Origin of the sequence: Candidatus Chordibacter forsetii (genome assembly GCF_964187505.1) — a bacterium.
GTDB lineage: Bacteria > Verrucomicrobiota > Verrucomicrobiia > Opitutales > Seribacteraceae > Chordibacter > Chordibacter forsetii.
In genome coordinates this window covers 1-4,872 of record NZ_CAXLML010000167.1, presented here as the reverse complement: position 1 = coordinate 4,872, position 4,872 = coordinate 1, and the positions used below count along the sequence as shown (strand labels likewise).

The window sequence follows — 4,872 nt, the reverse complement described above, 5'->3', positions numbered from 1 at the left end:
GAGTTCAGAGAAAAGGAAGCGGAAAGAGTACGAGCCTGAGACATATCCACGGAGGTGGAAGGTGCGTTGGGGTCGACTGCACCATTCCCCGACCATCCGGAAAAGGAATATCCTGTATCTGGAGTTGCGGAAATGGAAGCAGAAGTACCTTGGTAAAACAATCCATTACCCTCGGTTGAACCACCCGATAAGGGAGATGACTCAAGGGAAAGGCTGAAGCTTGGCCAGTCCCCGTTTCGTTTATTGGACCTTTTAAACATCGGCCAGTGGGAGTCTAATCGACCCACACCGAGGTCTAGGGAGTAAAGTTTTTTGTCGAAGCAACCAAAATAAAGAGCACCATTTTGATCAAGCAGAAGTGACGAGTCCACCACTGCATCTATGGAGAATGGGGGATCGCTGACATTGCTATCCCAGGCCTTGCTACCATTTGCATCGTAGGCAAAGAGATGATTTTCACCCCCACCAGTATATCCAATTACATAGACCCTGCCATTGGCATCAACTACGGGACTACTGTAGAAGACATCACCCACAAATTCCTCCCAATTAGCCAGGTTATCAGTGGTGGCAGAAAAGAGTGGCAGGGACCTTAAATAACCATCCCGGGAAACAAAAAAAACTTCATCCGTAGATCCCAAAACTGGGGAGGCATCCACCCGGTCGCCCGTCTGGTATTTCCAGTTAAGAGAGGCTTGTTCGCCGTCGTCGGATAAGCTGTAGCAATATCCGTTACCACTGCCAAAGTAGATGTTCCCAGAGGCGTCAAGGGCAGGGGATGAAAGAATCGATTTGTTAGTGTCTGCTACCTCTTCCACCTCATAAGTCCACTTAACCGATCCATCAGGATTGACGGCATGAAGGGTGCCGTTTTCATCACCAAAATAAATGGTGCCTTCCTGCCCGATGGATGGAGAGGAAAAAATGGGCTGCCCCGCAAAATATTCCCAGGCTTTGGAACCGTTGTTTTCCAGAGCATAAAAGATTGAATCCATCGAGCCGAAATAGATCCGCCCATTTATACCAACTGCAGGGCTAGAGGTTACATAACTATTGGTCTCGTAGGACCAAACTTCTGAACCATCAGTGGTTGAAATGGCGTAGAGTTTGTTATCCCATGATCCAACATAAACCTCAGTGCCATCGTGGCTCAGGGCAGGGGATGAGTCCACCCAGTTTCCGGTTGGGAAGGTCCATTTTATAGAACCATTCGAATTTACGGCTGTGAGGTTGTTGTCATTTGATCCCACATAAATTACCCCGTTCTCATCAATCGCAGGGGAAGAAAAGATAACCCCGTTGGTGGATAACTTCCAGTTTAGGGAAACCGGTATAGACTGAGCTTGAATAGAAAAGGAACAGATCATGCCCAGGATCAAAGCGGGTACAAATACATGGAACAGGTCTTTGATTGATTTCAAAAGGTCCCCTTTCATTAGCTTACTATAAAACAATCTCAAATGCTTGCAAACATTGGGGATGTTGAACCTTCAAGTTTTGGGACAGTCAATCTGAAACACGATCCTTGCTTGTCTGAAGATACCAACCTGAGGGAACCGTCCATGCTCTCGGCCAACTGTTTGCAAAGAGCAAGCCCGATTCCGGAACCTCTTGGTTTCCGACTGATTATGGGAGAAAAAAGTTGCCTTTGTAACGCCGTGGGAATTCCTCCGGCATTGTCGGTGAGAGACAGAATCCAGTTCCCGTCTTCTTCGAGGCAGTCAATAGAAAGAGAGACATCTTTCTTGGCCTCTACGGAGTTTTGAAAAAGATTACTCAGGATGGCAAGGATGAGGTTGCCCTGTAGGTTGTTAACCAAACCTGATAGTGAGTATGATTCGTTAATTTCTAAACGGGCCAGAGCGTATTTTTTTGCAAATTCTTGGCGGGGGATTGCAAGCAATTCTTTCATGGTCAGACAATAGGAAATTTCTCCCTTTTCGGTTTCCTTAATCGTTTCTAGAGCCTGATGAACTAATCCTTCCATTTGATGAATGGTGGAACGGATATCAGCCGAGTTGTCCTCTTTGATTAGGGAATCTGGGTTACGAGCCAAATCATTCAGTGCAGTAAGCGGACTTTTCAGGGCGTGCATTAAATGACCGGTCAGAGCTCCCAGGCTGGTGGTTTTGTACGCCCTCGATAATTCTTGGTTTGTTTGTTTAAGAACCTCAGTTTTTTCGATAAGCAATTTTTCCTTTGCCTGAATCCGACGAATCATCATCAGAAAAATCGACCATAGCAGAACAACGGCAAAGATCATCAATCCCGAACCCTGTTTGACCAGGGTTGTATCGATACGGTTCCACGCATCTTGTAGGGGCTCTCCATTTAATTGAAATTCAATGTAGTAGGAATCTTGCTGATCGGGCAGGTGAATCATTAAGCCAAACGAACCACTTGGGAGTACCCGTAATACCCAACCCTCCAGCCTGGCATTTTGAAAAAGTTCATTACCTGAAACGGGCGAGCCAACCGCAGTGGCTAGAGGAATGGGAGTAAATTCATGGTTGTAAGCCTGGACACCTTCAACTTGGGGGATACCCAAGCTTTCAAGAGCCGCCTGATTAATTAATCTTTCCTCTAGGCTCTTTCCTTCTATCCAGGCGATTTCCTCATCCAATTCATCGAGCAGTAATGTATTCATGGATTGTTCGAACTGAGCTTTTAGGAACATGGCTTCTGACTCGATGACTTGCCGATGGAGTTGTGATCGCGAAACAAACAGCAGGGCGATAACCATTCCAGCAAGAATAAGTGCCACCCAGCTAAAGGACTTCCATAGGTTGCTTTCTGGTAGAATGTTCATTTTTCCCAACTTAGACCCATAGACCAAAAATTGCTCAGGTAAGAATATTCCGGGTCATTGGATCGATCCTCTTCCCGAGCCCATTTGATAAAGGCTTTCCAATGAGGATCAATATTACGAGTAATGCGAAGATCCAAGCTGACACCATCCTTTAAAAACAAGGCATTTTTAGAAGTTAATCGATCTGAATAGTGGGTGGAGTTGTAACCTACAGATAGATCACTTTCCCATGGTTCGGATTGAATTTCTTTACCCAAAGAAAATTTCCATTGTTGGTAATCGTAATAAGCACCATCCGAATTTCTCGCCTTTACATAGCCTGCCTTTAATTTTGTCCCCTTTGTCCACAAATTTTCCTTTTGTGGAGATAGCAAAATTGAGGCTCCATTTTTTCGGATTTTTACCTTTCCAGGGATAATGTTTCCTGTGCCATCCTTGGCATTTCGGTCTTGGTATTCGGTGTTGGAGAGGTCGTATTTTGCCTGCCAGTCAATCCATTCATTGCCTTCTTCTCCAAAGGTAAATGAGAGTGTTCGTATATAGTTTTTATCAGCAAATTGCCTCAGGGTTTCCTTGCCCCACCCAAGTTCAAATTTAGCAGACAATCCATCATCATCCACCCAATTTATAAAAGGAGAAATTATGGATTTATTGGAGGTGATCTTTAAACGATTTATGGAACCGAGCTCAGAAAAGTCCATTCCTTGGTCGTAATAGGTGTGTTGTACTTTACCTCCATAAGATAAAGAACTTGTGGAGGGTGCAAAGGTATAGTCGACCAAAGCTAGGAGCAAACCTGACATATCCTCCTCGAGATCAGCAAATTTTTTGCCTTCTCCATAGAGATATACCAAAGCTTTTTGCTCGGGGTCGTGTTGACTCAAAAAAAAGCTTTCCAGGGTAAATTCCCCATAGCGACTACTCTTTGGATTATAGGCGGCGTAGAGAGGATTGTCCGAGTATCCTAGGCCAAATTCTGCCAGGTAAAAATTGAGCCATCCACTTGTTTCAAGGAGCAAAAGTTCCCCTTCTTCCACTTCCTCTTCGCTTCCCCATTCATCCAAATCGCCAAAAAGAAGTTCAGTAATTTCTTCGTCCGTCAATAATTCTTGTGGCTCGATATCCTTGGTTTGAGCAGGCTCGGGTTGGTTGGTTGGGAAATCTATTTTCCTTTCGTTGGCTTGTCTATTCTCAGGGGCCGTAGCGATGTCCAAAGGCTTTCCTGGTTGATTCAGGGGAGGAGGTTTTGGGCGGGCATAGAGGGGAAGTATTAAAACCTCACCCAAGTTGGAGTGAAATTCTTCAAAAGGCTTTGGTTCATTGGACCAGGCAGGAGCAATCAGAACAGGCAGTAAAATAATTAGGCCAAGGATTACAGGATGAAAACGGCAGTAAGCTGAAATTTTTGAGTATTTATTTTGGACCAACCTTGGCATTGGTTAACTCTAAGGAGTGTATTTCTCGTTGGAAAACAAAATAAAAGAGGCTCCTCCGTAGAGGAGCCTCTTTTTTAAATTATCGATCAATTATTGATCGGAGGACCGGGTAGCTTCAGTTTCAACCTGAGCACGAATTTCTTCTTTAACCGCTTTTGTATTTTCTTTGATTTCCTGATGCTTGGCTTTGTTGGCTTCCTTAAACTCCGCAATCATAACTTCTCTCTCTTCCACAGTTGAGTCCTTGAGGTTGGCATGAAGGGCCTTTTTTGCTTCCTGCAGTTCATCACGCTTGGCTTTGATATCTTCCACTTTGGCTTTTAATTCTTCGGATAATTCAATTTTTGGGCGCTCTGGACGGGCGGGGCGGGCGGCCTTTAATTGTTCGCGAATGGCTTCATGCTCCGCTTTGATCGAATCAAATCTTTCCTTGTTTGCTTCTTTAAAAGCTTGGGCTGCTTCTTTTACCTGTTCCTTGGTCGCAGAGTTACCTAACTCGGCAAGGTTTTCTTTGAGTTCAGAGTGAAGGGTATCCTGTTTTTCTTTAAGGGCATCAAGCACCGACTTTGCATTGTCGGAAAGTTCGGATTTTTCGGGTCTTTTAATATCCTTCATTTCACCCTTTTC

Annotated in this window: 3 protein-coding genes and 1 pseudogene; all 4 read right to left on the bottom strand. The window is 44.6% G+C overall.

Features of this window, described 5'->3' with window-relative positions:
• A partial coding sequence (locus tag ACKPQ4_RS07055; RefSeq protein WP_407680484.1) for an outer membrane protein assembly factor BamB family protein occupies nucleotides 1-1,421 on the bottom strand: 1,421 nt, incomplete at its 3' end.
• Between the two features lie 35 nt (nucleotides 1,422-1,456).
• The gene (locus ACKPQ4_RS07050; RefSeq protein ID WP_407680483.1) at nucleotides 1,457-2,809 is read right to left on the bottom strand and encodes a sensor histidine kinase; all 1,353 of its coding nucleotides are present in this window, start codon (nucleotides 2,807-2,809) and stop codon (nucleotides 1,457-1,459) included.
• Complete coding sequence (locus ACKPQ4_RS07045) at nucleotides 2,806-4,245, bottom strand: hypothetical protein (protein WP_407680482.1); 1,440 nt, start codon at nucleotides 4,243-4,245, stop codon at nucleotides 2,806-2,808. The genes ACKPQ4_RS07050 and ACKPQ4_RS07045 overlap by 4 nt, the downstream gene beginning before the upstream one ends.
• A gap of 90 nt (nucleotides 4,246-4,335) precedes the next feature.
• Nucleotides 4,336-4,872 (bottom strand): annotated as a pseudogene (locus ACKPQ4_RS07040) (hypothetical protein); the annotation flags it as partial.